General features: G+C 73.5%; 5 protein-coding genes. All 5 read left to right on the top strand.

What is annotated here, in order from left to right; translation table 11 throughout:
• Positions 1–77 precede the first annotated feature (77 nt).
• Positions 78–1,730: a Na+/H+ antiporter subunit D gene (locus MHW47_RS30730; RefSeq protein WP_239227147.1), complete on the top strand. Its 1,653-nt coding sequence runs from the start codon at positions 78–80 to the stop codon at positions 1,728–1,730.
• On the top strand, positions 1,727–2,368 hold the full coding sequence (locus tag MHW47_RS30725; RefSeq protein WP_239227146.1) for a Na+/H+ antiporter subunit E: 642 nt from the start codon (positions 1,727–1,729) through the stop codon (positions 2,366–2,368). Before MHW47_RS30730 ends, MHW47_RS30725 begins: the two co-directional genes overlap by 4 nt.
• Positions 2,365–2,694: a monovalent cation/H+ antiporter complex subunit F gene (locus tag MHW47_RS30720; RefSeq protein ID WP_239227145.1), complete on the top strand. Its 330-nt coding sequence runs from the start codon at positions 2,365–2,367 to the stop codon at positions 2,692–2,694. Before MHW47_RS30725 ends, MHW47_RS30720 begins: the two co-directional genes overlap by 4 nt.
• On the top strand, positions 2,691–3,044 hold the full coding sequence (mnhG, locus tag MHW47_RS30715) for a monovalent cation/H(+) antiporter subunit G (protein WP_239227144.1): 354 nt from the start codon (positions 2,691–2,693) through the stop codon (positions 3,042–3,044). Before MHW47_RS30720 ends, mnhG begins: the two co-directional genes overlap by 4 nt.
• Before the next feature lie 223 nt (positions 3,045–3,267).
• Positions 3,268–6,073 (top strand): molybdopterin-dependent oxidoreductase (locus MHW47_RS30710; protein WP_239227148.1); only part of this gene is annotated, 2,806 nt, incomplete at its 3' end.

Below are 6,073 nucleotides of genomic sequence, written 5' to 3'. Positions count from 1 at the left end.
GGGGAGAGCGGCGGGCCCGGGGAGAGCGCCGCGAGCGGAACCATCGACCCCGACGCCCCGAGACCGGGAGACACCGGATGAACGCGATCGTCCCGCTGCCGGTCCTGCTGCCCCTGTGCGCGACCGGCCTCAGCCTCGCCTTCGGCACCCGGCTCAAATGGTTCCAGCGCTTCGTCAGCGTCGCCGTGCTCACCGCCGTCCTCGGCCTCTCCGTCACGCTGATGATCGCCGCCGACCGGAACGGGCCGCTCTCCGTGCACCTCGGCGACTTCGCGCCGCCGCTCGGCATCACCCTCGTCGCCGACCGGCTCTCCGGGCTGATGCTGACGGTCTCGTCGGCCGTCACCCTGTGCGTCCTCGTCTACTCCCTGGGCCAGGGCATGGCCGACCGGGACGAGGAGACACCGGTCGCCGTCTTCCACCCCGCCTACCTGATCCTGGTCGCCGGGGTCTCCTGCACCTTCCTCGCCGGGGACCTGGTCAACCTCTACGTCGGCTTCGAGATCATGCTCGTCGCCAGCTTCGTCCTGCTGACCCTCGGCGGCACCGGGCCCCGCATCCGGGCCGGCTCCACGTACGTGATCATCTCGCTGTTCTCCTCGATGCTCTTCCTCACCGCCATCGCCATGACGTACGCGGCGACCGGCACCGCCAACTTCGCCCAGCTCGCCGAACGCCTCCCCGCCCTCCCGCTCGGCGTCCAGACCCTCATCCAGGCCATGCTGCTCACGGTCTTCGCGATCAAGGCCGCCGTCTTCCCGCTCGCCGCCTGGCTGCCCGACTCCTACCCGACCGCGCCCGCCCCGGTGACCGCCGTCTTCGCCGGACTGCTCACCAAGGTCGGCGTCTACTGCATGCTGCGCACCGAGACCCTGCTCTTCCCCGGCAACCGGCTCGGCGACCTGCTGATGGCGGCGGCACTCGCCTCAATGGTCATCGGCATCATGGGCGCCGTCGCGCAGACCGACTTCAAACGCCTGCTGTCCTTCACCCTGATCAGCCACATCGGCTACATGGTCTTCGGCATCGGCCTCGCCACCCGCGAGGCGTACGGCGGCGCCATCGTGTACGTCGTCCACCACATCACCGTGCAGACCACACTCTTCCTGGTCGCCGGGCTGATCGAACGCCGGGGCGGCACCACCGAACTCACCCGGCTCGGCGGCATCGCCCGCGCCGCCCCCGCGCTCGCCGTCCTCTTCTTCGTCCCCGCGATGAACCTGGCCGGCATCCCCCCGCTGTCCGGCTTCATCGGCAAACTGGGCCTGATGCGCGCCGGGGTCGCCGAGGGCGGGGTGTGGGCCTGGATTCTCGTCGTCGGCGCCACCGTGACCAGCCTGCTCACGCTGTACGTGATGGCCAAGGTCTGGAACCTCGCCTTCTGGCGGGCCGCCCCGCCGGGCCAGGCCGCCGCCGGCACCGTCCTGGAGTCCGACGACGACAGCGACGACGACGAGGACACCGGCCCCGACCAGGTGCCCGGCAGCGGCGACGAGGGTGTGCGCTTCCGCCACCAGCCGGCCGGGCTCGCCGTCGCCGCCACCCTCCACGGACACGCCGTCACCACCACCAGCGTGCTGCCCCGCCCGATGACCTGGGCGACGGCCGCCGCGGTCGCCCTCGGCCTCGCCTTCACCGTGTTCGGCGGCCCGCTCACCTCGTACACCGACCGCGCCGCCGCCGAACTCATCGCCCGCACGCCCTACACCCAGGAGGTGCTCGGACGGTGAGACGCCTGGTCACCTTCTCGTTCCGGAACAAGGAGCTGCCGCCGTTCAGCGCCGCGTTCGGCGGCCGCCGGCGCCGCGTCCTCGACCTGCCGCTGATCGCCTGGCTGACCTTCATCTGGGTGCTGCTCTGGTCGAGCCTGGACTGGGCCAACCTGCTGACCGGGGTCCTGGTCGCGGTCGCCGTCTGCCTCGCCTTCCCGCTGCCCAAGGTCGACCTCGGGCTGCGGCTGCACCCGTGGGGCATCCTGCGGCTGGCCGGGTACCTCCTCTACGACATGTACGTGTCCGGCGTGAAGGTCACCCGGCAGATCCACGGCAGCCGGACGCGCCGCGCCGCCGTCGTCGCGATCCCGCTGCGCTGCCGCTCCGACCTGATGCTCACCGCCGTCGCCGTCGCCGTGGCCAACGTGCCCGACAGCTCGGTCGTCGAGGTGCGCCGCGCCACCGCCACCGTCTTCGTGCACATCCTGGACGGCCGGCCCGCCGAACTGGCGGCGGCCCAGCGGTCCGTCTGGCGCACGGAGGAGCTGATCGTCCGGGCCTTCGGCACCCGCGACGAGATCGAGCGGGTCGCCGCCCCGCCCCCGCCCGCACCGCACACGGGCCCCGCGCAGCACGACCAGGAGGACAGACCGTGAGCACGCCCCAGACCGTGGACCGGGTGCTGATCGTCGCAGCCGTCGTCCTGATCCTGCTCGCCGGAGCGGCGCTGCTCGCCCGCGTCTGGCGCGGCCCCTCCATGCTGGACCGGGCCATCGCCCTGGACGTGTGCGCCGCCCTGATCATCGCCGGGCTCGGCGCCAAGTCGGCGCTCGCCCGTGACCCCTTCTACTTCCCGATCATGCTGGTGCTCGCCTTCCTCGGGTTCACCGGCTCGGTCGGCATCGCGCGCTTCATCGCCGTACGGGACCGGCCGCCCGGGCAGCGGCGCCACCCCGGCCGGCCCGGCGGCGGCGCCTCATGAACGTCTGGCTGCAGATCCTGGACACGGCGGGCGCGGCGCTGGTGCTGCTCGGCGCGGCGATCTGCCTGCTCGGGGTGGTCGGCATGCTGCGGCTGCCGGACGTCCTCTCGCGCAGCCACGCCGCGACGAAGCCGCAGGCCCTCGGCATGCTGATCGTGCTCGCCGGGGTCGCGCTGCGGCTGCGCAGCGGCATGGACCTCGCCACGCTGGCGCTCATCGGCTTCTTCCAGCTGATGACCGGCCCCGTCGCCGCCCACCTGGTGGCGCGCTCCGCCTACCGCACCGGGCAGGTGGACCACTCCGGGCTCCTCTTCGACGACCTGGACGAGCAGCTCACCGAGGAGACCTGAGGCGCCGGGCCTGTCCGCCGGGCTTCTCACAGCGGCCGCCGGACTAGTGTGCGTCGAGTTTTACCGGTCATGATCGGCCGGGGCCACACCCGCGTAACGGCCCCTTCCTACCGTTGGACGACGATCCGATTGACGGAAGGTCCCCCCGGTGCCCCCACTCAGCTCGTCGGCCGACGCCGCCCAGGTCCGCACGGTCTGCTCGTACTGCGGAGTGGGCTGCGGCATGGTCCTGGACATCGCGTCCGGACCGGACGGGCGCCCCACCGTCCGCAAGGCGTCCGGCGACCGGACGCACCCCGCCAACGCCGGCCGCCTGTGCACCAAGGGCGCCACCACCGCCGACCTGCTCGCCGCGCCCGGCCGCCTCACCACCGCGCTGATACGGCCCCGGCGCGGCGCCGAACCGGCACCGGCCGCCCTGGACGAGGCGATCGCCACCACCGCGCGGCGGCTGCGCGCCGTCATCGACACCCACGGACCGGACGCCGTCGCCTTCTACATGTCGGGACAGCTGACCCTGGAGGCGCAGTACCTCGCCAACAAGCTGGCCAAGGGGTTCATCCGGACCAACCGCGTCGAGTCCAACTCGCGGCTGTGCATGGCCAGCGCCGGCAGCGGCTACAAGCTGTCCCTCGGCGCGGACGGCCCGCCCGGCTCCTACGACGACCTGGACCGCGCCGACGTCTTCCTGGTCATCGGCTCCAACATGGCCGACTGCCACCCGATCCTCTTCCTGCGCCTCCTCGACCGGGTCCGGGCCGGCGCCAAACTGATCGTCGTCGACCCCCGGCGCACCGCCACCGCCGACAAGGCCGACCTCTTCCTGCGCGTCAACCCCGGCACCGACCTGGCCCTCCTCAACGGCCTGCTCCACCTGCTCCACGCCGACGGGCACACCGACCCCGACTTCATCGCCGCGCACACCGAGGGCTGGGAGGCCATGCCGGACCACCTCGCCGGCTACCCGCCCGCCGAGGTCGCCGCGATCACCGGCGTCCCGGAGGAGGACCTGCGCCGCGCCGCCCGCTGGATCGGCGAGGCCGGGGAGTGGACGAGCTGCTGGACGATGGGGCTCAACCAGTCCACGCACGGCACCTGGAACACCAACGCGCTGATCAACCTGCACCTGGCGACGGGCGCGATCTGCCGTCCGGGCAGCGGCCCCCTCTCGCTCACCGGCCAGCCCAACGCCATGGGCGGCCGCGAGGTCGGGTACATGGGCCCCGGACTGCCCGGCCAGCGCTCGCTCCTGGACGACGAGGACCGGGCGTTCACCGAGGAGCTGTGGGGCCTGGCGCCCGGCACCCTGCGCAAGGACGAGTGCGGCCGGGGCACGGTCGAGATGTTCGAACGGATGGCGGCCGGCGACATCAAGGCGTGCTGGATCATCTGCACCAACCCCGTCGCGTCGGTCGCCAACCGGAGCACCGTCGTCAAGGCCCTGGCGGAAGCCGAACTCGTCATCACCCAGGACGCGTTCGCCGACACCGAGACCAACGCCCACGCCGACATCGTGCTGCCCGGAGCGCTGTGGAGCGAGACGGAGGGCGTCTTCGTCAACAGCGAACGCAACCTCACCCTGGCCCGCCCCGCCGTCGCGCCGCCCGGCGAGGCCCTGGAGGACTGGCGGATCATCGCCGGCGTCGCCCGCGCGATGGGGTACGAGGACGGCTTCGCCTACGACAGCGCCGAGGAGGTCTTCGAGGAGATCAAGCGCGCCGCCAACCCCCGGACCGGCTACGACCTGCGGGGCGTCACGTACGAGCGGCTGCGCACCGCCCCCGTCCAGTGGCCCGCGCCCACCCCGGACGGCCCGGACCGCAACCCGATCCGCTATCTCGCCCCGGACGGCGGCGGGCCGGTCTTCCCGACCCCGACCGGCCGCGCCCGGTTCTTCGCCCGCCCCCACCTCCCGCCCGCCGAACTCCCGGACGACGACTATCCCTTCCTGCTCAACACCGGACGCGTGGCGCACCAGTGGCACACCCTCACCAAGACGGGCCGGATCGCCAAGCTCAACCGGCTGAACCCCGGCCCGTTCGTGGAGGTGCACCCCGAGGACGCGGACCGCCTGGGCCTCGCGGAGGGGGACGCGGTGGAAGTGGTGTCGCGGCGCGGCCGGGCCGTGCTGCCGGCCGCCGTCACCGACCGGGTCGCGCCCGGCTGCTGCTTCGCGCCGTTCCACTGGAACGACCTGTTCGGCGCGGACCTCGCCGTCAACGCGGTCACCGGGGACGCCGTGGACCCGGTCTCCTTCCAGCCGGAGTTCAAGGCGTGCGCGGTGACCCTGACGAAGGCGGCCGTGGCGCCGCCCCCGCCCGTGGAGGCACCCGCACAGGCGCCCGCGGTCGTCTTCGGCCTGGAGAACACCCCGCCCCCGGTCCTCGCGGAGCGGGAACGGCGGTATCTGGTCGGCTTCCTCGCCGGTCTCGCGCTGGGCGCCCCCGGCATCCCGGTCCTCCCGCCCGACGCCCCCTTCGCCACCGAGCACGCCCAGTGGGTCAACGGCGTCCTGGCCGGCCTGTACTCGCGCTCGGCGCCGCCCGCCGAGGCCGCCGACCCCGCCCCCGCGCCGGCCGGGGCGGACGGCCGCGAGGTGGTCGTGCTGTGGGCCTCGCAGACCGGCAACGCGGAGGACTTCGCCACCGCCACCGCCGACCGGCTCACCGCCGCGGGCCACCGCACCCGCCTGGTCGGCATGGACGAGGCCGACCCGCGCGCCCTGCCCCCGGCCGCCGACCTCATCCTGATCACCAGCACCTTCGGGGACGGCGACGCCCCCGACAACGGCTCCGGGTTCTGGGAGGCCCTGGCGGCCGTCGACGCCCCGCCCCTGGACGGCCGCCGGTACGCGGTGCTGGCCCTCGGCGACTCCTCGTACGGCGACTTCTGCGGGCACGGCCGGCGCCTGGACCGGCGCCTGCGCGAGCTGGGGGCCGTCCGCCTCGCCCCGCGCACCGACTGCGAACCGGACTACGAACCGGACGCGCTGCGCTGGCTGGACCAGGTCCTCGCCGGCCTCACGGCCC

Source organism: Streptomyces sp. OfavH-34-F (assembly GCF_022347745.1).
Lineage (GTDB): Bacteria > Actinomycetota > Actinomycetes > Streptomycetales > Streptomycetaceae > Streptomyces.
Note: the sequence above shows the minus strand (reverse complement) of the source record. Positions and strands in the feature narration are given on the sequence as shown.